Origin of the sequence: Brucella rhizosphaerae (assembly GCF_002252475.1) — a bacterium.
Taxonomy (GTDB): Bacteria; Pseudomonadota; Alphaproteobacteria; order Rhizobiales; family Rhizobiaceae; genus Brucella; species Brucella rhizosphaerae.
The window spans coordinates 613,770-635,329 of the sequence record NZ_NNRK01000034.1; the positions used below are offsets into that span (position 1 = coordinate 613,770).

Here is a 21,560-nt window from a genome sequence, read left to right on the forward strand (position 1 = left end):
ATAAAGCGTGAGCAATCCTAATTCGCATTCGGGAAACACCGGTGGATCAACAGCGCTGTTCATTCGGCGTCCGGTCTTTGCCTTCGTCATCAATGTTCTCATCATCGTTGCGGGCCTTGCAGCCTTTACCGGCGTCGACATTCGCGAATTGCCGGATGTGGACCGGCCGGTTGTTACTATCAGCACCGATTTCAGCGGCGCTTCGGCTGAAACCATTGACCGCCAGCTGACACAGGTTCTGGAAAATGCCGTCGCCCGCGTATCGGGCGTGAAATCGATCTCTTCGTCATCTTCTTTTGAGCGAAGCCGTGTCACGGTCGAGTTCAACGACGGTGTTGATCTCAATGTCGCCGCGGCCGATATGCGTGACGCCATTTCACGTGTGGCAAACGATGTGCCTGAGGAAGCGGATCCTTCGCGCATCATCAAGGCCGACTCCAATGCCGATCCGGTCATGCGCCTTGCGGTCACGTCCGACACGATGGCAGTCGACGATATGACCGTGCTGGTTGAAGATCAGATTCAGGATGTTCTATCGGCTGTTCCCGGTGTCGCCGATGTGCAGATCAATGGTGATCGTGACAAGATTTTCCGCATCGATATCAATCAGGCGCGCTTAGCAAGCTATGGGTTTACCATCGCGGATATTTCCAGCGCGCTTTCGTCCATGGGCCTTGACGCGCCTGCCGGGTCGTTGCGCAGTTCTGATCAGTCTATTGTCGTTCGCGCCACGGCCAATCTTGAACGGCCTGAAGATTTTGAAAACGTCTACATTAAGGGCCGCACGCAAATCCGCGATGTGGCGACGGTCACGCTGGGGCCGGATATTGAAAGCTCGGCTGTCCGTTCAAATGGCAAGACCGCGATTGGTCTTGGCATCGTGCGTCAGGCACAATCGAACACGCTGGATATCTCCGAAGGTGTCCGTGCAGCCGTCGCTAACCTGAAAAACACATTGCCGCCCGGCGTTGATGTGACTGTGACCAGTGACGATGCGAGCTTCATTAATGGTGCCATTCACGAAGTTGAAATTGCGCTGATTGCTTCGGTCATCATCGTTGTCGTCATCATCTTCATGTTTCTGTGGGATATCCGGGCAACGCTTATTCCTGCCCTGGCCATGCCTGTGGCATTGATCGGCACGATTGCCGCGATCTATCTGAGCGGATTCTCGGTCAATATTCTCACATTGCTGGCGCTGGTGCTTGCCACCGGCCTTGTGGTGGATGATGCGATTGTTGTGCTCGAAAACATTGTGCGACGACGCAATCAGGGTATGGGACCACGTGCTGCTGCAGTTCTGGGCACGCAGGAAGTGTTCTTCGCGGTTATTGCAACGACGCTGACGCTTGTGGCCGTGTTTGTGCCAATTTCCTTCCTGCCCGGGCAGGCTGGCGGCCTGTTTCGTGAATTCGGCTTCGTGCTTGCTATCGCTATCTTGCTGTCCTCAATCGTGGCACTGACACTGTGTCCAATGCTGGCTTCACGCTTTCTCAAGGAAGGCAGTGAAGCTCTGGAAGAGGGCGCTCATGGCCCGAAATTCCTCCGGCGTATCGGCAGTGGTTTAGCGAATTTTTATCGCAAGAGCCTGCATGCATGTCTTTCGGCTCCGCTCATTGTAGTTCTGGTCGCCGTACTCTTTGCCGGAGCTTCCTATGTCGGTTTTGGCATGTTGAGACAGGAGCTGACGCCGACGGAAGATCGCGCGGTCGCCATTTTGCGTATCAATGGTCCGCAGGGCATCAGCGTCGAATTCCTTCAATCGCAGCTTGAAAAGATTGAGACGGCCATTCAGCCCCTGCGCGACAGCGGCGAAATCCTGACCACTTATGGTATTGCCGGGTCCGGTGGTTCGTCGAACAATGGCTTTATGGTTCTGACGCTGGCACCGTGGAAAGAACGCAGCCGCTCGCAGCAGGAAATTATGGCCGATATTACTGCGCGTACACGCGGTATTACGGCGGTTCGTATCTTTACGGCACAGCCTAACAGTCTTGGCATCCGCGGTGCGGGTAATGGCTTGCAGTTTGCAGTGCTCGGTCAGGAGTATGCGAAACTGCGCCCTGCAACTGACGCCATCGTTTCGGCGCTCGAAAAAGACCCTCGTTTTGTGCAGCCGCGCCTGTCGGTTGAACCGACGCAGCCGCAGCTTTCCGTCGAGATCAACCGCGAGCGCGCATCCGATCTTGGCATCGATATTACCGGCCTTGCCAATGCGGTTCAGGCAGTCCTTGATGGCCGCAAGATCGGCTCGGTCTATGTTGGGGACAGAAGTTTCGATGTGAAGCTTGTGTCAACCACCAACCCAATCAACGATCCGACCGATCTAGAAAATGTTTTCCTGAAAACGACAGATGGTCGTTATGTGCCGATGTCCTCCATCGCAACGGTGGTCGAAAAAGCGGTCCCACCACAGCTCAACCGTGAATCACGGCAGCGGTCCATTGCGATCACGAGTGATCTGCGCAGTGATTTTGCTTTGGGCGATGCCTATGCCGCAGCTTTGGAAATCGCGACGCCTCTGCTGCCACCGGGAAGCCATATCATCCCGCTCGCTGAAGCTTCGACACTCAGCGAAACCTCGACCGGTATTGCATTGGTATTCGGCTTTGCCATCATCATTATCCTGCTGGTTCTGGCGGCACAGTTTGAAAGTTTTGTGAGCGCACTGATTGTTATGGCAACAGTGCCATTGGGCCTTGGCTGTGCAGTCTTCGCGATGATCCTGACCGGTACCAGTCTTAACGTTTACAGCCAGATCGGGCTTGTGCTGCTTGTCGGCATCATGGCTAAGAACGGCATTCTGATCGTCGAATTTGCCGATCAGTTGCGTGACAAGGGCATGAATGTTCGACAGGCCATTGAAGAGGCGGCCAATATCCGCCTTCGCCCGGTCTGTATGACGATGATATGTTCGGTTCTTGGTGGCGTACCGCTCATCCTGGCAAGTGGTGCGGGTGCTGAAGCCCGTGTTGCGCTCGGCTGGGTAATTGTTGGCGGCCTGGGCCTTGCAACGATCGCAACATTGTTTGTTACGCCGGTCGCCTATCTTCTTCTCGGACGCTTTACCAAGCCAAGAGCTGAGGAAGAGGCGCGGCTTGAGCGAGAGCTGGTCAGGGCTGTCGCTCTCGAAGAAACGCTCAAGTAAGTGTTTTAGAAAAGAAAAAACCCCGGAAGAACAACCTTCCGGGGTTTTTTGTTATGCGGTTTATTACTTTTTCATCGCATCCGTGATTTTGGACGTCCATGCGCCTTCCGGCTTCTTGGTAATCACGGGGTCAGAACCACCGCCAAGCAATGTGTCGACTGTGCGATCAGCCGCTGCCACGTCCAGCGTACCATCGGAACCGTCAATCAGCTTGCCGATTTCCTTGATCATGCGCTCCTGAACTGCCTGTGTCTGGGCACCCGAAGCATCATTCTCAAGAATGATTTCAGCAGCTTCTGCCGGGTTCTCTGACGCGTATTGCCAGCCCTTCATGGATGCGCGGACAAAACGGGCGAGCTTGTCTACCATCGCTGGATCGTCAAGGCTCTTGTCGAGAACGTATAGCCCGTCTTCAAGCGTAGCGACGCCCTGTTCTTCATACGGGAACACGACGAGCTGGTCAGCAGGAATACCGGCATCAATTACCTGCCAATATTCATTATAGGTCATGGTGGAAATGCAGTCGGCCTGCTTCTGGATCAGCGGATCGACGTTGAAACCTTGTTTGAGCACCGTCACGCCATCCTTGCCGCCTTCAGTCGGGATTTTCAGATGGCTCATCCACGACAGGAACGGATATTCATTGCCGCCAAACCAGACGCCAAGCGTGCGCCCCTTGAAGTCTTCCGGCTTGGTGATGTTGGTGTCCTTGCGGCAGGTCAGCATCATGCCGGATTTCTTGAAAGGCTGTGCTATATTGACGAGCGCCACACCTTTTTCGCGAGTTGCGAGGGCGGAAGGCATCCAGTCTACCACCACATCAGCGCCACCACCGGCAATCACCTGCGGCGGAGCAACGTCCGGACCGCCCGGCTTGATGTCCACATCGAGATTCTCGGCTTCATAAAAGCCTTTGTCCTTGGCGACGTAGTAGCCTGCAAATTGCCCCTGTGTTACCCATTTGAGCTGCAAGGTCAGCTTGTCTGCTGCCATTGCCGAGCTGCTCATGAGTGCAAGCGCAAGTCCGGCTGTTCCAAGGCATAAAGAGATCGCCTTTTTCATTTCAGTTCTCCTCTGGTTCTTTTTTATTGCGCGCATTTTGCCCGAAAACCGATTCCCACTTTTCGGAATGCGCTTTGGTCTGCCTTATGGTGACAGATGCCAAATCGACGGCTCATGCCCTCCGGTATGAAGGGTGCCAGAATGTCGTTCTGCGCTCAATCAGCGCGATCAACCCATAAGAGAGCGATCCCGCAAGCGCAGCTACAAAGATTTCTGCCCAGACCATGTCCACATTCATGCGTCCTATTTCCGCTGATATGCGGAAGCCCATGCCGACAATCGGTGTTCCGAAGAACTCGGCAACAATCGCGCCAATGAGTGCCAGCGTGGAATTAATCTTGAGTGCATTGAAGATGAAAGGCATGGCGGCTGGCAGGCGCAGCTTGATGAGCGTCTGCCAGTAGTTTGAACCATAGGTCTCCATCAGGTCGCGTTCCATCGCCCCACTTGCAGCAAGCCCTGCCACCGTATTCACCAGCATCGGGAAGAAGGTCATGATAATGACGACAGCTGCCTTCGATTGCCAGTCAAAGCCGAACCACATGACCATGATGGGCGCGACGCCGACAATGGGGAGGGCGGCAGCGAGATTTCCAAGTGGTAGCAGTCCTTTGCGCAGGAATGGCACACGGTCAGCGATAATGGCGGTGATGAAGCCCAGACCGCACCCCGCGACATAGCCGATGATAACGGCTTTCAGGAACGTCTGCTGGAAATCTGCCCAAAGTATGGGTATCGAACTCGTTATCCGCGCCCATATGACCGATGGAGCAGGCAAAAGCACCTGCGGCACTGCAAACAACCGCACGGTGACTTCCCAAAGAAGGAGCATCGCGATACCGAAGAGGGCAGGGACCGCAATATCGAGCAATTTCTGGCTGTGGGGATTGCGCGTCTTGAGGCTTGCGACCCAGCCGACAATTGCCCATGAGACGGCAATCAGCGCGATAATGATTATGACATTCGTCATGTTGCCGCCCTTTCTGGCTTTGCACCCATGCGTCGATTGACGACGCTTGCGACAAACCCGACGAGAGCCACCAGCACACCGGCCATGATTGCAGCTGCAATGAGTGCTGCCCATATCTGAACGGTCTGCCCGTAATAGGAACCGGCAAGTAAACGTGCGCCAAGACCTGCAACCGCGCCTGTTGGCAACTCGCCTACGATTGCACCCACAAGGCTGATGGCGACAGCAATTTGCATCGACGTGAACAGGAAGGGCATGGCAGCGGGCCAGCGCAGTTTCCAGAAAACCTGATTGCGGGATGCATTGTAGGTCCGCATCAGATCAAGATGCATGACATCGGGGGATCGCAGTCCTTTGACCATGCCCACGGCCACGGGGAAGAATGAAAGGTAAGTCGATATGATCGCCTTTGGCAAAAGCCCGGATATGCCAATCGCATTCAGTACTACGATAATCATCGGCGCGATGGCGAGAATGGGGATCGTCTGTGACGTGATGATCCACGGCATCAGGCTTTTGTCGAGCGTGCGCGAATGCACAATGCCGACAGCCAGCAGCACGCCAAGCGCCGATCCCAGCACAAAACCGAGCAATGTCGACGAAAGCGTCACCCAGCCGTGATAGATGAGACTGCGCTTGGAACTTGGTTTCACATCAAAGACGGTTTTCCAGATTTCCTCTGCAACCTGATGCGGCGCAGGCAGGACCGGGCGATCCTGATGCATCGTATTGGCAACGATTGTTGAGAACGAAATCTCGGTTCCAGCGCGCTCTGCCTGATCACGTTCAAAAGGAGCGTTCAGGAATATCGCGGCCACGTACCAAAGCCCGATGATGACGGCGAGAATTGTCGTAACCGGTACAAACTTGTCGCGAAAAAAGGCTTTCATGCTCGCCGCCCCCCTTCACCTGATTTGTGCCCCCGCGATTTATTCATGGATATGCCCCAGCCGCAGGCCTTCACGTACGCGATGGGCTATCTTCAGGAATGCCTCAGATTCGCGAATATCCAGTGTTCGGTCAGCACCCAGATCGCAGTCGATGACTTCATGAATGCGGCCCGGACGCGGGCTCATAACGACAATCTTGGTGGAAAGGAACACAGCTTCAGGAATGGAGTGCGTTACGAAGATCACGGTTTTCTGCGTCGCTGCCCAAAGCTTCAAAAGCTGTTCGTTGAGATGGTCGCGCACGATTTCATCAAGCGCACCGAAAGGCTCATCCATCAACAGCATGTCTGGATCAAAAGACAATGCCCGTGCGATGGACGCGCGCTGCTGCATTCCGCCTGAAAGCTGCCATGGAAATTTTTTTTCAAACCCGGTGAGATTGACCAGTGCGAGGTTCTTTTCGATAAGCACTTTGCGCTCGGCGGCGCTATATCCCATCACCTCAAGTGGCAGGCTGATATTGTTCTCAATCGTACGCCACGGAAATAATGCCGCCGCCTGAAAAACATAGCCGTAAGAACGATCAAGCCGAGCCTTTTCCGGCGTCTTGCCGTTGACAGTCACAGAGCCGGAGGTTGGCTTTTCGAGGTCTGCCACTACGCGCATTAGCGTGGTCTTGCCACAACCTGAGGGCCCGATGAAGGAAACAAATTCGCCACGCTTAATGGAGAGATTGATATTGGAGAGTGCATGAACCGGACCGTCATTGGTTTCAAAAACCAGCGACAGATCCTTAATGTCGATTACGGTTTGTGCATCATCCAAGCCCCTCTTCGGGGCCACGCTATCATTCGAATTCATGCGCATTTCCCGAAGCTGAGCTAGAGCCATGTTTCAGACCCCAATCGGCATATGTTCGGCGCTGCGTTCCACCTTGCGTGGCGCAACGATTTCCTTCCACTGCGACAATGCTTTGTTCACAGCACCATTTGGTTCGCGTTCAACAAAACGACCGTCGCCCGGCTGCGCTGTTACGTGCCCCTTGTCGAAGGCAAGGCGACCGCGAGAGAACGTCTTGATCGGCAGACCTTTCAGCTCAAACCCTTCAAAGACATTGTAATCAATGGAGGAGTGCTGTGTCTTGGCCGAAACCTTCTTCGTCGCTTCCGGGTCCCAGATGATGAGATCGGCATCAGCTCCCGGCAGGATGGCACCTTTCTGTGGGTAGATGTTGAGAATCTTCGCAATATTGGTGGAGGTGACGGCCACAAATTCATTGGGCGTCAGACGACCGGTGCGAACGCCACGTGTCCACAGCACTGGAAGCCGTTCTTCGAGCCCGCCTGTACCATTTGGGATCTTGGTGAAGTTGCCGATGCCATGGCGCTTCTGTTCAGAAGTGAAGGCACAATGGTCAGTCGCCACGCATTGCAGACTGCCAGCAGCTAACCCAGCCCACAGGCTGTCCTGATTGAGCTTGTCGCGGAAGGGCGGCGACATCACACGGCGGGCGGCATAGTCCCAGTCGCGATTGTGATATTCGCTTTCATCGAGCGTCAGATGCTGGATTAGCGGTTCACCAAAGACACGCATTCCCTTCTGACGCGCACGGCGGATGGCTTCATGGCTCTGCTCGCAGGATACATGCACCACATAAAGCGGCACGCCAGCCTGATCTGCAATCATGATCGCGCGATTGGTGGCTTCGCCTTCCACTTCCGGTGGGCGCGAATAGGCATGTGCTTCCGGTCCGTCATTGCCAGCGGCGAGAAGCTTTGCCTGCAACTGTGCAACGATATCGCCATTCTCAGCGTGGACGAGCGGCATGGCGCCAAGCTCAGCGCAGCGCTGGAACGATGCGAACATCTCGTCATCATTGACCATCAAGGCGCCCTTATAGGCCATGAAGTGCTTGAAGGTGTTGATGCCGCGCTTCACAACTTCCGGCATTTCATTGAAGGCGCGTTCGCTCCAGCCGGTGATTGCCATGTGGAATGAATAGTCAGTGCGTGCTTTGCCAGCTTTCTGGAACCACTCCTGCAAAGCGTCGAGCAGATTGCCTTCTGGTCCGGGCAGCACAAAATCGACGACCATCGTCGTGCCGCCAGCAAGGGCCGCTGCGGTGCCGGTGTCGAAATCGTCGGATGAATAGGTCCCCATGAAGGGCATCTGCAAATGCGTATGTGGGTCGATGCCGCCGGGCATGATGTAACAGCCCGAAGCGTCAATAATTTCATCGCCGGTCAGATTATCGCCAACGGCTGCAATCTTCTCGCCTTCGATGAGAACGTCGGCTTTAAAGGTGCGGTCGGCAGTAATGACTGTGCCGCCCTTGATCACTTTACTGGCCCCAGAACTTACCATGTTCGTCGTTCCCCTTTTTGGTTTTGTTGCGAACATTAAGCAGTATTGGATGGAACGAATGCTAACTCACAATTTCAGCAGTCTCCAATACGGCATGAAGAAGCACATCAGCACCGGCCGATGCCCATTCCTTGGAAATATCTTCGTCTTCGTTATGGCTGAGACCATCCACACATGGGCACATGACCATGGCAGTTGGCGCTACACGATTGATCCAGCAGGCGTCGTGTCCGGCACCTGAAACAATGTCGCGATGGGTGTAACCAAGCCGCTCGGCTGCATTGCGAATGGCGGTGACACAGCCTTCGTCGAAGGTGACGGGATCAAAATGTCCGGCCACTTCAATCTTAAGACCGATGCCCAGTTCCTCAGCGATTTTGGGCGCTTCGGCCTCAAAACGCGTTTTCATGGCGTCGAGTGTTTTCTGATCCGGCGAACGGAAATCGACGGTGAAGACAATCTGACCCGGCAGCACATTGCGTGAGTTCGGCGAAACTTCGATATGACCTACGCCGCCAACAGCATCCGGCTGATGCGCCATGGCAATCTCGTTGACGAGTTGCAGCATTTTGCCCAAGCCCACGCTTGCATTCTTGCGCATTTTCATCGGCGTGGAGCCGGTATGCGCTTCCTTGCCGGTCAATGTTACCTGCAGCCACCACAGCCCCTGGCCATGGGTGACAACACCAATATCCTTGTTTTCAATCTCGAGGATCGGGCCTTGTTCGATATGGAGCTCGAACATGGAATGGATCTTGCGCTTGCCAACCGGCTCATCGCCTTTCCAGCCAATGCGTTCCAGCTCATCAATGAATTTTTTGCCTTTGGCGTCCGTGCGCTCATAGGCCCAATCCTGCTCAAGCACTCCAGCGAAAACACCAGATGCCAGCATCGCGGGTGCAAAGCGCGTGCCTTCCTCATTAGTCCAGTTGACCACGACGATGGGGCGCTTTGTCTTGATATTGGTGTCGTTGAGCGTGCGCATGACTTCAAGTCCACCCAGCACGCCGAGCACACCGTCATATTTGCCGCCTGTCGGCTGTGTGTCGAGATGGCTGCCCATATAGACGGGATCAGCATCCGCATCTTCGCCGGGGCGAAGGAAGAACATATTGCCCATCGTGTCGACGGTCATAGATAGTCCGGCTTTTTCACACCACGACTGGAAGAGTTCGCGGCCTTCGCTGTCTTCATCGGTCAGTGTCTGGCGGTTATTACCACCACGAATACCAGGGCCAATTTTGGCCATATCCATCAAGCTGTCCCACAGGCGATCACCATCGACCTTGAGATTGCTGAAACTGGGATTGTTGCTGAGCATCGTACGCTCTGCCTCCACATTTCTAGCATGCATCAACGGCGGCATTGCTGCCAGCGCTTCGCATGATATGTTGTTCCCGCGACCCGGCTCTTTGGCCTCAATCTTCTTGCAATGATTGCAAAAACTTGACTAGTTGGTCAAAATGCAGGCTAGAAGAGCGTTCGACACTGGTCAAGCGGTTTTAAGAAATTTTGCTCTGTCAGAAGGTGTTAAATGGTCACAGATGCGACAGCTCCAATCGATGCCCCCACCGATGCCCCCACCGATGCCGGTGTGAACGAGAAGGCGGAGGGTGCGACACGCATTCAAGGGATAAACCGCAGGCTTATTCTGGATGCCGCTCTGGACGTTTTTTCGGCCTATGGCTTTCGCGGTTCAACTGTCGATCAGATTGCCGAAAAGGCGGGCATGTCGAAGCCGAACCTGCTTTACTATTTTCCGCGCAAGCAGAATATCTACGTGACGGTTCTGGAAGAGACGCTGACCGAATGGCTGGGGCCGTTCGAGAGCATCAATCCCGAAGGCGATCCGCTTGATGAACTCAAGCACTATATCGCGCAGAAACTTCAACTCTCTGCGAACAGACCGGAAGCATCGCGCCTTTTTGCGAATGAAATTCTGCATGGCGCTCCTGCCATCACCGAATTTCTCAAAGGCCATCTGAAAGATCTTGTGGACGAGAAGGCGAGAGTGATTCATCGCTGGATTGAAGAAAAGCGCATTGCGCCAATCGACCCATACCACCTCATTTTCACGATTTGGGCGGTGACACAGCATTATTCCGACTTTTCGGTTCAGGTTGCCGCCATTCTTGGCAAGCGCACAGAAGCACCGGATTTTTATGAGCAGACGGCTCGCTCGATTGCCACAATCATTCTTGACGGCGTTCGCGTTCGGGATGATCTTTCAGCATCATGAAAACGATTCTTATTGCAGCAGCTATTGTCCGTGATGAAGCGGGCCGTTTCCTTCTCGTGCGCAAACGCGGAAGCGAGATTTTCTTTCAACCCGGCGGCAAGATCGATGCTGGCGAAGCGCCAGAGATCGCCCTCATCCGTGAGATCGAGGAAGAGCTCGGCATTCTTATCGATGCAAGCCAGTTGAGCTATGCTGCAAAAATGTCGGCCCCGGCGGCCAACGAAGAAGGCTCAACTGTTGAAGCCGAATTGTTTCACCTTGCATTGAACGATGGACAGGTGCCCAAGGCCTCCAGTGAGATTGAAGAGCTGATCTGGGTCAATGCTGGCGACCAGACCCGGCCTGTAGCCCAGCTTTCACAAAGCATTCAGACACGGTTTGCTGATCCAGCTTAAGCACTTTCCACACGATTACCGTCGCTATCAAACAGATGAAGGTGCTCGACAGGGAAGCTCACCTGAATAGTGCCTTCCGAACGGAGCGCATCGCGATCCAGTGTGAAAATCTTAAACGGCAGTCCGTGCACGCTCAGATGCAGGATGATGCCAAAGCCTGTTGGCTCGACAAGATCGACACTGGCAGCAATGCCCGCCGCTTTTTCGATTTGCACATGTTCAGGCCGAATACCAAGCGTGGCGCGTGCACCGTCCTTTAGCTGCATTGGTTGCAGCAGTTTAATCACCATGCCATCGGTCAGTTTCAGGCGCGGCCCGCCGTCCTGCTCCAGATAGGTGACATCGAGAAAGTTCATTCCGGGAGAGCCGATGAAGCCAGCCACAAACAGGTTTGCCGGAGTGTCATAGAGTTCGAGCGGTGAGCCCACCTGCTGCACCACACCGCCATGCATGGCGACAATACGATCGGCTAACGTCATGGCTTCGATCTGATCATGCGTGACGTAGATCGAAGTAGCTTTCAGTTCAGCATGGAGCTTCTTGATCTCGGCGCGCATCTGCTCACGCAGGCGGGCATCGAGGTTGGAAAGCGGCTCATCGAACAGAAACGCCTTGGGCTGACGCACAATAGCGCGGCCCATGGCAACGCGCTGACGCTGACCGCCTGAAAGTGCTTTCGGGCGTCGTTCCAGCAATGGTTCAAGACCAAGCTTTGTGGCGGTCGACTTAATGGCGCTTGCAATCTTCTCTTTCGGCGTTTTGCGCAGCCGCATGCTGTAGCTCATATTGTCGGCGACACTCATATGCGGATAGAGCGCGTAGGACTGAAACACCATCGCAATGTCGCGGTCTTTGGGTGCCAGTTCATTGACGCGTTTGCCGCTGATTTGCACCTGTCCCGAAGTGATATCCTCAAGGCCCGCAATCATGCGCAGAAGCGTGGATTTACCGCAGCCCGAAGGGCCAACCAGCACGATAAATTCCCCGTCTTTGATCTCAAGATCAACGCCGTGCAAAACAGCATGTTCGCCATAGCTTTTGCGCACTGACTGAATATCGATGGAAGCCATAGGGAAAAATCCTTTCAGCCTTTGACCGCGCCAGCCGTGAGGCCCTGCACGAGGTATCGTTGAATGAGGAAGAAGAAGAAACAGGCCGGGATCAGAGCGAGGACGCCCGCCGCCATCATCTGTCCGAAATCGACCGAGAATTTTGAGACGAAGCTCAAGAGGCCAACCGGGAAAGTTGCCGCATCATTGCCGGAAATCAGCATCAGCGCGAACAGAAGCTCGCTCCACGCAGCGGTGAAGACGAAGCCGAGTGTTGCGGCAATGCCGGGCAAGGTCAGCGGCAGGATGATCTGGCGGAATGCCATGAATTGTGTCGCACCGTCGATCTTCGCAGCTTCTTCGAGGTCCTTCGGAATGCCGTCGAAGAACGACTGCATCAGGAAGGTGGCGAATGGCACATTGAACGCTGAATAAACGACGATCAGACCGATCAGGCTGTTGGTAAGGCCGAGCGGTGCCATAATTTTGTAGATAGGCGCAATCAGCATCACGAGCGGGAACATCTGCGTCAAAAGCATCAGCGCCACGATCCAGTATTTGGCCCGGAAGTTGAAACGTGACAGCGCATAGCCGGAGAGTGAAGCCAGCAGTGTGACGATGATTGCGGTTGAGCCGGACACGATGAGGCTGTTGCGGAAGAACAGCGGGAACGAGCTGTTATTCAACACATGGCTGAAGTGATCAAACGTCGTGCGCGATGGCCAGAGCCGCACGCCTTCGCTGTAAAGGAGATCATTCGGTGTGACTGAAACCTTGACCAGCCAGAAGATTGGAAACAGTGCAAACAGGACGAACAGCAAAATGGCTATGCGATGTGCGCCGACAAGGAGGAGTTTACGATTGTTCATGGCCTCAATCCTTGTTCAGCAGCGTCTGGCGCAACAGCACGATGAGCATTGAATAGACCATCAACAACACGAGCAGCACCATGGCGATGGCTGAGGCATAGCCAAAATCGAGCCGTTTGAAGGCCTGTGTGAAGATGTAGCTTGCCACGATCTGCGTGCGGTCGGCAGGGCCACCGCCGGTCATAACGACGATCAGATCGGCACTGTTTGCGATCCAGACGGTGCGTAGCAAAATGGTGATGGCCATGGTTGGCGCGAGATAAGGCAGCGTAATCGAAAGGAAGCGCTGCACGGGCCCTGCACCATCAATGGCGGCAGCCTCGTAAAGATCGCGCGGAATGGCCTGCAAAGCTGCCAGCATGGTGATCGCAAAGAAAGGAATCCCCCACCAGACTCCAGCGGTGATAATGCCCCACATGGCCAGATTGGGATCGGACAGGATGTTGTCTGGTGCACTCAACAGGCCAATGGCATGCAGCCAGTGTGGCAGCGGGCCGATAACCGGGTTAAACATCCACGCCCAATTAAGGCCGGTCAGGAATGTCGGCACTGCCCATGGCAGGAATATCAGCGCCTGTGCCAGGCCGCGACCGGCAAAAGGTTTGTCGAGTAGCAGCGCCAGAATAAGCCCGAACACGAATTGCAGCAGAACCGAACAGCCGGTCCACCAGAGCGTATTCTTCAATGAGCGATAGAAAGCCTGATCGGTGGCGAGTTCGCGGAAGTGATCAAGTCCGACAAAGCCGCCGGAAAACGGATTGAGCAACTGGATATCGCGAAAGGCATAGGACACGCCAAGGATCAGCGGAACCAGCATGATCGCACCGATCAGGATCAGCGCGGGAGCGCTGTAAAGATAAGGTTCGGAGGCATGCGCAAAGCGCTGCAAAAAGCTGCGCTGGTCCTGCCTTGCATCTGGCACTTTGCTTGGCACCGGGGCCTTTATGGAAGCGGTGTCGCTCATCGTGTTTCCCTTCGCGGGGATTGCATGAAGATGATGAGCAGGCGCGAAAACTCCGCGCCTGCAAACTGTCAGCAGCTTATTGCTTTGAGAGGTGCTTCTGCTGCGCCTTGGTCAGATATTCTGCCCACTGGTCGGCCAGCTGATCCGGCGTGATGTCGCCGAGAAGCGCTTCCTGCGAGGTCTTGATGACGAGCGAATCCTTGAAGAAGGCAAACTCTTCAAGATAGGTCGGCATCACGGTCGGAACGACGTTCTTGTCAGCCAGTTCATCGAACCAGCCCTTGAACTGTTCGCCGCTATAGAACGGATCGTTCTGTGCGGATTTGAGAACCGGCAATGCGCCAGTGCGCTTGTTCCATTCGATGTTGCCTTCAGGGCCTTCAAGGGTGGAAATCAGCTTCCAGGAAAGATCCTTGTTCTTGCTTCCACTCATCATCGACCAACCGGCAAAGCCAATGGTCGGGAAGGTCTTGCCATCGGGGCCCTTTGGCATGATGGCGACACCAAAATCTTCAGGCTTCATGCGTTCAGCAATGGCGATGAGTGCATCCGGGTCCTGATTGAGGAAGGCGCAGGTGCCGCTATAGAAACCAGCGACCGTTTCGTTAAAGCCCCAGTTCACGCTGTCCTTCGGTGCAAGGCCGTTTTTGTAGAGATCGACCATCCAGGTGATGCCCTTTTTCCAGCCTTCGCTGTTCATGGTCGACGTGCCGTCTTCATTGAAAAACTTGTTGTTGCCTGCCATGGATGCCGCAAAGATCACCCAGCCATTCAAACCACCGGGGCCACCACGCATACAGAAGCCGGACTTGCCGGGAAGGGCTGCGATCTTCTTGGAAGCTTCGACAAATTCGTCCATCGTCTTTGGCGGCTCGGATACGCCAGCCTCAGACAGCAGCTTCTTATTGTAGAACATGGCGTTCAAATAGAAGCCGTAAGGCAGCGTATAAGCCGTGTTCTTGACACTGCGGCCAAGCTCAAGCGCGCGCTCGGTCAGGTCTGGCGTTGTTTCCCACTTTTCCAGATATGGCTCGAGGCTTTCCAGCATGCCATTATTTGCATAGAGCGACACCCAGGTATCCGGCATTTCCATGACGTCTGGGATTTCACCAGCCGATACCATGGTCGCGAATTTCTGGAAGGATTCTCCCCATGGCAGCGAGATGATTTCCACCTTGGTGCCCGGATTGGCAGCTTCAAACTTTGCAACAATTGATTCAAGCGTCTTAGTGCGCTCCGGGCTGGTGATAACTTCCACCAGCTTCAATGTTGTATCGGCAAGCGCTGTGCCACTCATCAGCATGGTGGCGAGTGCGGCGACTATTAGTTTCTTCATTTCCGTTCCCCTTTTTTTATCCTCACGACGGTCTGTTTCATGCGATTGATTGAGCGAGCGCTCCTTCAATGTCTCTCCACAGCGCTTCGGTTCCTTCCAGTCCGACATGCAGGCGCACCGAGCACGCATCGATGCCGAATGTGTGCGCTGAATTTGGCTGTGCCTTCTGCTGCAACACCACTTCGCCCGGCACGATCAGGCTTTCATGTCCGCCCCAGCTCACGCCAAGCTTGAACAGGTTGAGATGGTTGCAGAATTCGCGAATATTCACGCCCTCACGGAAGATAACCGAGAACAGGCCGGAAGTGCCGGTCAGGCCTGCTGGCAGGCGATTGGCGAGTGCTGGATGGCAGACAGTTTCCACCGCATCGAGCGCCTGAAGACGCTTCGCGATTTCAAGGGCCGATGCTTCATGCGCCTTCATGCGTGTTGGCAGAGTGCGCATACCGCGAATGAGCAACCATGCATCAAAAGGCGAAAGCTTGCCGCCGAGATATGGATAGGTTTCCGCACGGATTGCATTGATCAGCGCTTTCGAGCCGGTCACAACACCGGCCACGACATCACTATGACCGCCGAGATATTTCGACGCCGAATGCACAACGAGATCAACGCCGAGTGACAGCGGACGCTGGAAAATCGGGCTGGCCCAGCTGTTGTCGATGATGCTCAGAACGCCGTGCTGTTTGGCAAGTTTGGCCAGAGCACCGACATCGTGGGCTTCCATGACCCAGCTTGTCGGGCTTTCCATGTAGAAGATTTTCGCGCCGGGCAGGGCCTTTGCAACTGCTTCCTCGTCACGTCCGTCGACATAATCGACCTGCACCTGCATACGCTTCAAAATGGTGCCGAAAAGACGGAACGCATCCGGATAGACATGGCGTACCGCAACAATGCGATCACCCGGATTGACGAAAGCCAATACGCTCGATGAGATAGCGGCCATGCCGCTGGCAAAGCCCAGCGCATCTTCGCCGCCCTCAAGCTTCGCCAGCATGTCTTCAAATGCGCGCACGGTCGGGTTAAGGCCGCGCGTATAGATCGGACGAACCTTTTCGCCGCGATAGGAGGCGACCATATCGTCATAGCTTGGGAAGGTGAAAAGTGAGGTCTGCACGATGGGGGGAACCACGGCGTCGTATGCATTGCCTTCATCATGGGCAACCGTAAGTGCTGCAAAATCCAGCGGATCCATCCCGTCGGTCATTTGGACATTTCCTTGATGTCTTCCTCAACAATGTCGAGGATCTTGAGTGTTTCCAGCCGCGCGGTTTCAGGGTCCTGAGCCACGATGGCGTTAAAGAGCGTGCGGTGGAACGGAAAGGTCCGCCGCGCGAAATCGACCCGCTCAAACGGATGGTCCCAGAAGCGCAGAAAGGCTTCACGCATCTGTTCGAGCAATTGTCGGAAAAGCGGATTATGGGTCGCGTCATAAATGGCGAGGTGAAACGCCAGATCTTCGGGGCCTGACGTGCCTTCTGCGATGTGAACGCGCTCCATCTCGTTGAGATTGCGTTCGATAATCACGAGGTCATCTGCTGTGCGTTTGCGGGCGGCAACCATGCTGGCTTCTGCTTCAATGCCGCGGCGTACTTCAAGCGATTGCAGCAATGCATCGCGCAACTGTGCGGGATCGAATGAGAGCGGCATATGGATTGTCGCAGCCGAAATTGGCTTCAGCAGATAAGTGCCGCTGCCCTTGCGGGCTTCAATCACACCCAATGCCTGAAAATGACGGATTGCTTCGCGAATAGTGGAGCGACCAACAGCGAGTGCTGTCATCAATTCACGTTCTGCGGGGAGGCGGTCACCGGCCTGGAGCTGCGCTGTCGCGATGTAATTGGCGAGCGCGTCCGTTACCTGCCGGGCGCGATCCATCGGCGGTAATGGCGCTATCTGCAGCAGCCTGCGGTCTTTCATTCGGCCTCCATTTCACAGATTGGCCCAGAGACAAGCCCAGAGTCTGGCTCATGGTCTGGCCCATAATCGGAAAGCGCAATCAGGTCAGAACCGGTTCCCTTATTGGCTTTTAAATTGGTCTGACATCATAGTAATATCGACAGGAAATCGGCGTTGTCAAGCGGGTGCTGGAGAAGGCTCTCGCGGCGGGACGGCTGGAGATTTTCTTTTATACTATTGATATCAAACAGATATTTGTTCTGATATTCCGCGATGGCGCTCTGGTGAATGATCTATTTGTGCATGAATAAGCTCTTTGCATGGGCATGTTTTTCCGATTGCACTTGCGCAAACTTGCTCCTATCAATCTGCGGAAGAGGCGGCGCGTCCCGAAAAGTGTGAAGCAGTTTTTGGATAAGAGGCGCTGGATAAGGAGTGCGGCGCGTCGAGCGCCGTTGTTGGGGAGATATCCATGCAATTGAAGGCATCCGAAAAGCGGACGCTTGGTCGGACCGGTCTGACTGTAACTGCGCTTGGTCTGGGAACAGCACCATTGGGCGGGCTTTATGCGCCGGTAGCGCGCGCTGACGCCGATGCTTTGCTGGAAGCCGGCTGGGAAAGTGGCATCCGCTATTTCGATAGCGCACCCATGTATGGCTATGGCCGCAGTGAACACCTTCTGGGTGATATGCTGCGTGAAAAGAACGAGCGTGCGGTCGTTTCCACCAAGGTCGGGCGTCTGATGACCAATGAGCGCGCTGGGCGCAAGCTGCCGCCAGCACCACCTAAAAATCCGCTTGATTCCGGATGGCACAATGGGCTGAATTTCCGTGAGGTATTCGATTACAGCTATGACGGCGTCATGCGCAGCTTCGATGATAGTCAGCAGCGTCTTGGCTTCCCCGGAATCGATCTGCTTTATGTCCATGACATTGGCCGTGTGACCCATGCCGACAGGCACGAGCTTCATTGGAATGCGCTGACCAAGGGTGGCGGTTTCCGCGCGCTGACCGAATTGCGTGATGCAGGTAATATCAAGGGCTTCGGTCTTGGCGTGAACGAATGGCAGATCATTCGGGATGCCCTTGAAGAAGCTGATCTCGACTGCTCGCTTCTCGCGGGCCGCTATTCGCTGCTCGATCAGGTTTCTGAAAAGGAGTTCCTGCCATTAGCGCAAAAGCGTGGCATGGCGCTGGTGATTGCCGGGGTGTTTAATTCCGGTATTCTTGCTGCACCGCGCGGCGGCGAACAGAAGTTCGATTATGCCGATGCGCCTGCCGAAATCATCGCGCGCACCAATCGTCTGCATGATGTTTGCGATCAGTTCGCTGTGCCACTTGCCGCCGCTGCCATGCAGTTCCCGATGATGCATGAGGCTGTCAGTTCTATTCTGATCGGTGTGCGTTCACCTGAACAGATCAGGCAGAATGTCGTCTGGTTCGAGCAGTCGATCCCGGATGAATTCTGGCAGACACTACGTTCTGAAGGTCTTATTTCGTAATCATGACGACCAAAATTCTCTGCGTCGGTGCCCTCACCATGGACACCATTTTCCGCCTCGACACGCTTCCCGAACAGGCAGGTAAATATCTGCCGCGTGAGGCGGTCGAGATTGCTGCTGGCATGGCTTCAAGTGCAGCAAGTGCCATTGCTCGCCTCGGCGGGGACGTGGCGCTCTGGGCTTCCGCGGGGATTGATCCGGTGGGGGATCGCGCCATAGCAGAGCTTGAAGCCGAAGGCATTGATTGTTCCTATATCCGACGGCTCGATGGCGCACGTACCGCATTTTCTTCGATCCTCGTTGATGCGAGCGGTGAACGCATCATCGTGCCTTTTTATGATCGCAGGCTTGCAAGTCCGTCTGATCCGGTGCCGCCGATTGCGGCGAAAACCTATGCGGCTGTCATGACCGATGTGCGCTGGCCGTGGGCTGCCGAAACGGCACTTCGTGCGGCACGCGATGCGGGTATTCCGGCTATACTTGATGCTGATACGGCACCGGTCGAATTGCTCGAAACGCTTCTGCCTCTTGCAACGCATATCGTCGCGTCAGAACCTGCTGCGATCAGCGTGGCAGGGACGACGGATTTGGTCGAATGTGTCCGCATTTTAGCTGACTGCTATGATGTTTTCACGGCTGTCACCGCTGGAGCGGATGGCTGCTATTGGGCCGACGGCGCTGGTCAATCCGTTTCGCATGTGGCGGGTTTCAAGGTAGATGCCGTGGATACGCTTGCGGCAGGTGATGTGTTCCATGGCGCTTTTGCACATGGTCTGGTGGAGGGTAAGCCGATGACGGAGATCATCCGCTTTGCCAATGCCGCTGCCGCCATTAAATGCGCGCGCTTCGGCGGTCGAGCCGGTTCACCACTTAAAGCGGAAGTTCTTTCGTTCATCGAAAGCGGCGTTGTTCCAACTCGATAAGTTGAGTGTCGTACATATTCCTCCCTCGCCCATCGAGACGCTGTTTTCAACAGCTCCTCAGGATGAGGGAGAAAGATGTCAGCGCTCTGAGCCGACCCAGGTTAGAGCATAATTCGACCGGAGTGGAACGAGGATCGACAAGATTATGCTTCAAATAAAAATGGTTAGAGCGCCGATCTGATTCATTCAGATCGAGATGCGCTCCACCGAATTCAGCTTTATCCCACATGCTCCCAAAATCATGAGAACACACACTGAACCCGAATTGACTCTTTACTAACATGTTAGTATGTGCAAGCCTAAAGTTCAAATTTGGGAGGAGCCAGTTTTGGCACAAGATAATTCTGGTCAGGAGCGCTTTGGGCTCTCTGCAGCACTTACGACGCCATTCGACGCAGATGGCAAAATCGATGTCAGTCGTGCCCTGAAGCACGCCCGTGCACGCCTTGATAATGGCTGCTCAAGCGTCACTTTGTTTGGCACCACCGGCGAAGGTTCGTCGATTGCTGATGCCGAACGCGCAGCACTTCTCGATGCGTTCATTGCTGGTGGTTTCCCGGCATCCAATATCGTCGTCGGTGTTATGGAAAACTCGGTTGCAGATGCTGTCCTTCAGTCGGCCGACGCGCTGCGTCGCGGCTGCAAGGCCATTCTTCTGGCCCCACCTTCCTATTTCAAAAACCTCTCCGATGACGGCCTGTTCAATTGGTTCTCTGCTGTCTTCAAAGGTTTTGGGGATGATGCGCGCAGCATCATTCTTTACAATATTCCGTCGGTTACTGCTGTCGAGCTCTCAGTCGATCTCATCAGCCGTCTGCGCGCGGCTTTTGGTGGCATCATCACCGGTGTGAAGGACTCGTCGGGTACCTGGGCCTATACGGAAAAGCTGCTTGCAGCGCACAAGGACATTGCGATCCTGATCGGCGATGAACGCGATCTTGCTGCGGGTGTTCGTCTCGGCGGGCAGGGCGCTATTTCCGGCATGGCCAATCTGTTCCCGGATCGTCTTCTGCGCATGGTCAACGATGGTCAGGACGATGCCGAACTCGTAAGCGCCGTACAGCAATTGCTCAACTATCCGGTCACGCCTGCAGTCAAGGCTATGGTTGCCCGTCATACGGGCGATATGGAGTGGCGTCGGGTGCGTGCACCGCTGGTTTCATTGAACGACGCGGATTTCAATGCAATTGGCAGTGTATTCGACCGTTTGCATATGGCAAAAGCGGCCTGATCACGGCATAAGCGAACGGCACTGAGAGGGGACAGGCTTTGGCGGAAGATCATAACGAACCGGTAAAATTGCGGGATAAGGCTTATCAGAGCTTCACCCAGCATTTGCTGGCGCGCGATTTTCATCCGGGCCAATTCGTTTCTCAGCGTCAGCTCGTCACCATGACGGGGTTGCCGCTCGGTGCTATCCGCGAGCTGATCCCGCGTCTTGAAGCGGAAGGTCTTATCAAGACCGTTCCGCAGCGCGGGCTTCAGATCGCCCATATCGATCTCAATCTGATCCGCGAGGCGTTTCAGTTCCGCCTGTTCATCGAAAAAGAAGCGATTGCGATTTTCTGCCAGTCGGCTTCCGATGAACTGTTACGTTCGTTGCGTGCTGAGCATGAAGGCACACTCAATCGTGCAATGAGTGAGGGCGAAACGCCGGAGCTGGAAGAGCAGGCGCAGAATATCGACTGGAGCCTGCACGATACGATTGTTGGCTCGCTGGATAATGAAATCATCTGGCGCGCCTACCAGACCAACACGATCAAAATGCGTCTGATCAATCAGGAGCGCTTCCGCATCACCGGGCGCGTTATCCCGGTCATGCAGGAACATCTTTCCGTATTGAGCGCAATCGAGACCCGAGAACCGCAGACAGCCATGGACGCCATCGCTGTTCATATCAACAATGCGCGGAAGCTGGCTTTGCAAATTTAACGTTGAAGGCCGGGCAAGA

19 protein-coding genes are annotated in these 21,560 nt (G+C 54.8%); 7 read left to right on the top strand and 12 right to left on the bottom strand.

Features of this window, described 5'->3' with window-relative positions:
- The first annotated feature begins 7 nt into the window (after positions 1-7).
- The gene (locus tag CEV32_RS20000) at positions 8-3,148 is read left to right on the top strand and encodes an efflux RND transporter permease subunit (protein WP_094578837.1); all 3,141 of its coding nucleotides are present in this window, start codon (positions 8-10) and stop codon (positions 3,146-3,148) included.
- Between the two features lie 63 nt (positions 3,149-3,211).
- On the opposite strand, the gene CEV32_RS20005 is transcribed toward CEV32_RS20000, so the two are convergent.
- The 6 genes from CEV32_RS20005 to CEV32_RS20030 form a co-directional block, all read right to left on the bottom strand.
- Positions 3,212-4,210, bottom strand: coding sequence for an ABC transporter substrate-binding protein (locus tag CEV32_RS20005; RefSeq protein ID WP_094578838.1), 999 nt, complete (start codon positions 4,208-4,210; stop codon positions 3,212-3,214).
- Between the two features lie 112 nt (positions 4,211-4,322).
- The gene (locus CEV32_RS20010) at positions 4,323-5,180 is read right to left on the bottom strand and encodes an ABC transporter permease (protein WP_094578839.1); all 858 of its coding nucleotides are present in this window, start codon (positions 5,178-5,180) and stop codon (positions 4,323-4,325) included.
- Positions 5,177-6,070, bottom strand: a complete 894-nt coding sequence (locus tag CEV32_RS20015; protein WP_094578840.1) for an ABC transporter permease — start codon at positions 6,068-6,070, stop codon at positions 5,177-5,179. The genes CEV32_RS20010 and CEV32_RS20015 overlap by 4 nt, the downstream gene beginning before the upstream one ends.
- A 39-nt stretch (positions 6,071-6,109) precedes the next feature.
- Positions 6,110-6,931: an ABC transporter ATP-binding protein gene (locus CEV32_RS20020; protein WP_094578841.1), complete on the bottom strand. Its 822-nt coding sequence runs from the start codon at positions 6,929-6,931 to the stop codon at positions 6,110-6,112.
- Positions 6,932-6,964: 33 nt separating this feature from the next.
- Positions 6,965-8,434: a dihydropyrimidinase gene (gene hydA, locus CEV32_RS20025; protein WP_094578842.1), complete on the bottom strand. Its 1,470-nt coding sequence runs from the start codon at positions 8,432-8,434 to the stop codon at positions 6,965-6,967.
- Between the two features lie 61 nt (positions 8,435-8,495).
- The gene (locus CEV32_RS20030; RefSeq protein WP_094578843.1) at positions 8,496-9,755 is read right to left on the bottom strand and encodes a Zn-dependent hydrolase; all 1,260 of its coding nucleotides are present in this window, start codon (positions 9,753-9,755) and stop codon (positions 8,496-8,498) included.
- A gap of 213 nt (positions 9,756-9,968) precedes the next feature.
- On the opposite strand from CEV32_RS20030, the gene CEV32_RS20035 reads away from it, so the two are divergent.
- Both CEV32_RS20035 and CEV32_RS20040 read left to right on the top strand, forming a co-directional pair.
- Positions 9,969-10,673 (top strand): TetR family transcriptional regulator C-terminal domain-containing protein, encoded by a 705-nt coding sequence (locus CEV32_RS20035; protein WP_235818848.1) that lies wholly within the window; start codon positions 9,969-9,971, stop codon positions 10,671-10,673.
- Complete coding sequence (locus tag CEV32_RS20040) at positions 10,670-11,068, top strand: NUDIX hydrolase (protein WP_094578844.1); 399 nt, start codon at positions 10,670-10,672, stop codon at positions 11,066-11,068. Before CEV32_RS20035 ends, CEV32_RS20040 begins: the two co-directional genes overlap by 4 nt.
- Here the strand turns inward: CEV32_RS20040 and CEV32_RS20045 are convergent.
- The 6 genes from CEV32_RS20045 to CEV32_RS20070 form a co-directional block, all read right to left on the bottom strand.
- Complete coding sequence (locus CEV32_RS20045) at positions 11,065-12,138, bottom strand: ABC transporter ATP-binding protein (RefSeq protein WP_094578845.1); 1,074 nt, start codon at positions 12,136-12,138, stop codon at positions 11,065-11,067. The genes CEV32_RS20040 and CEV32_RS20045 overlap by 4 nt on opposite strands.
- A gap of 14 nt (positions 12,139-12,152) precedes the next feature.
- The gene (locus CEV32_RS20050) at positions 12,153-12,986 is read right to left on the bottom strand and encodes a carbohydrate ABC transporter permease (RefSeq protein ID WP_094578846.1); all 834 of its coding nucleotides are present in this window, start codon (positions 12,984-12,986) and stop codon (positions 12,153-12,155) included.
- Positions 12,987-12,990: 4 nt separating this feature from the next.
- A complete protein-coding gene (locus tag CEV32_RS20055; RefSeq protein ID WP_094578847.1) occupies positions 12,991-13,950 on the bottom strand; it encodes a carbohydrate ABC transporter permease in 960 nt (319 codons plus the stop codon).
- Between the two features lie 76 nt (positions 13,951-14,026).
- Positions 14,027-15,286, bottom strand: a complete 1,260-nt coding sequence (locus CEV32_RS20060; RefSeq protein WP_094579193.1) for an ABC transporter substrate-binding protein — start codon at positions 15,284-15,286, stop codon at positions 14,027-14,029.
- 37 nt (positions 15,287-15,323) lie between these two features.
- Entirely contained in the window at positions 15,324-16,493 is a 1,170-nt protein-coding gene (locus CEV32_RS20065) for a PLP-dependent transferase (protein WP_094578848.1), read from the bottom strand.
- Positions 16,490-17,206 carry a FadR/GntR family transcriptional regulator gene (locus CEV32_RS20070; RefSeq protein WP_094578849.1) on the bottom strand — a complete coding sequence of 239 codons (717 nt, stop codon included), beginning with the start codon at positions 17,204-17,206 and terminating at the stop codon, positions 16,490-16,492. The genes CEV32_RS20065 and CEV32_RS20070 overlap by 4 nt, the downstream gene beginning before the upstream one ends.
- A 451-nt stretch (positions 17,207-17,657) precedes the next feature.
- On the opposite strand from CEV32_RS20070, the gene CEV32_RS20075 reads away from it, so the two are divergent.
- From CEV32_RS20075 to CEV32_RS20090, 4 genes are all read left to right on the top strand, one after another.
- Positions 17,658-18,686, top strand: coding sequence for an aldo/keto reductase (locus CEV32_RS20075; RefSeq protein WP_094578850.1), 1,029 nt, complete (start codon positions 17,658-17,660; stop codon positions 18,684-18,686).
- A 2-nt stretch (positions 18,687-18,688) separates the two neighbouring features.
- Complete coding sequence (locus CEV32_RS20080) at positions 18,689-19,609, top strand: PfkB family carbohydrate kinase (RefSeq protein WP_094578851.1); 921 nt, start codon at positions 18,689-18,691, stop codon at positions 19,607-19,609.
- A gap of 328 nt (positions 19,610-19,937) precedes the next feature.
- On the top strand, positions 19,938-20,840 hold the full coding sequence (locus CEV32_RS20085; protein WP_094578852.1) for a dihydrodipicolinate synthase family protein: 903 nt from the start codon (positions 19,938-19,940) through the stop codon (positions 20,838-20,840).
- A gap of 38 nt (positions 20,841-20,878) precedes the next feature.
- Complete coding sequence (locus CEV32_RS20090; protein WP_094578853.1) at positions 20,879-21,541, top strand: GntR family transcriptional regulator; 663 nt, start codon at positions 20,879-20,881, stop codon at positions 21,539-21,541.
- Positions 21,542-21,560: the final 19 nt, after the last annotated feature.

Excerpts from the sequence above, each read along its gene's own strand:
- CEV32_RS20005 (WP_094578838.1), bottom strand. The coding sequence starts at position 4,210 with ATGAAAAAGGCGATCTCTTTATGCCTTGGAACAGCCGGACTTGCGCTT.
- CEV32_RS20010 (WP_094578839.1), bottom strand. The coding sequence starts at position 5,180 with ATGACGAATGTCATAATCATTATCGCGCTGATTGCCGTCTCATGGGCA.
- CEV32_RS20015 (WP_094578840.1), bottom strand. The coding sequence starts at position 6,070 with ATGAAAGCCTTTTTTCGCGACAAGTTTGTACCGGTTACGACAATTCTC.
- CEV32_RS20020 (WP_094578841.1), bottom strand. The coding sequence starts at position 6,931 with ATGAATTCGAATGATAGCGTGGCCCCGAAGAGGGGCTTGGATGATGCA.
- hydA (WP_094578842.1), bottom strand. The coding sequence starts at position 8,434 with ATGGTAAGTTCTGGGGCCAGTAAAGTGATCAAGGGCGGCACAGTCATT.
- CEV32_RS20030 (WP_094578843.1), bottom strand. The coding sequence starts at position 9,755 with ATGCTCAGCAACAATCCCAGTTTCAGCAATCTCAAGGTCGATGGTGAT.
- CEV32_RS20035 (WP_235818848.1), top strand. The coding sequence starts at position 9,969 with ATGGTCACAGATGCGACAGCTCCAATCGATGCCCCCACCGATGCCCCC.
- CEV32_RS20040 (WP_094578844.1), top strand. The coding sequence starts at position 10,670 with ATGAAAACGATTCTTATTGCAGCAGCTATTGTCCGTGATGAAGCGGGC.
- CEV32_RS20045 (WP_094578845.1), bottom strand. The coding sequence starts at position 12,138 with ATGGCTTCCATCGATATTCAGTCAGTGCGCAAAAGCTATGGCGAACAT.
- CEV32_RS20050 (WP_094578846.1), bottom strand. The coding sequence starts at position 12,986 with ATGAACAATCGTAAACTCCTCCTTGTCGGCGCACATCGCATAGCCATT.
- CEV32_RS20055 (WP_094578847.1), bottom strand. The coding sequence starts at position 13,950 with ATGAGCGACACCGCTTCCATAAAGGCCCCGGTGCCAAGCAAAGTGCCA.
- CEV32_RS20060 (WP_094579193.1), bottom strand. The coding sequence starts at position 15,286 with ATGAAGAAACTAATAGTCGCCGCACTCGCCACCATGCTGATGAGTGGC.
- CEV32_RS20065 (WP_094578848.1), bottom strand. The coding sequence starts at position 16,493 with ATGACCGACGGGATGGATCCGCTGGATTTTGCAGCACTTACGGTTGCC.
- CEV32_RS20070 (WP_094578849.1), bottom strand. The coding sequence starts at position 17,206 with ATGAAAGACCGCAGGCTGCTGCAGATAGCGCCATTACCGCCGATGGAT.
- CEV32_RS20075 (WP_094578850.1), top strand. The coding sequence starts at position 17,658 with ATGCAATTGAAGGCATCCGAAAAGCGGACGCTTGGTCGGACCGGTCTG.
- CEV32_RS20080 (WP_094578851.1), top strand. The coding sequence starts at position 18,689 with ATGACGACCAAAATTCTCTGCGTCGGTGCCCTCACCATGGACACCATT.